The following is a 252-nucleotide window of genomic DNA, read 5'->3' on the forward strand; positions in this document are numbered from 1 at the left end:
ACGGTTCGCCGTCGCTCGAAAGCGCGGTCGATGAACTGCTGGCAAGCGGAGTAGAACACATGGTGGTGTTACCGCTGTATCCGCAATACTCCTGTTCGACAGTGGCGGCAGTCTGGGACGAGCTGGCGCGCATTTTAGCGCGTAAACGCGGTATTCCTGGCGTCTCATTTATTCGCGATTACGCTGATGACAGCAGCTACATTGATGCGCTGGCCAAGAGCGCCCGGGATTCATTCGCTCAACATGGCGAAC

At 56.7% G+C, this 252-nt stretch carries 1 protein-coding gene; it reads left to right on the forward strand.

All coding sequences use genetic code 11. The features are described 5' to 3' along the window. On the forward strand, nt 1–252 hold a 252-nt coding region (locus tag FDX22_RS20975; protein WP_186805401.1), incomplete at both ends, for a ferrochelatase.

This window comes from Citrobacter sp. TBCS-14 (genome assembly GCF_005280805.1).
Lineage (GTDB): Bacteria > Pseudomonadota > Gammaproteobacteria > Enterobacterales > Enterobacteriaceae > Citrobacter > Citrobacter gillenii.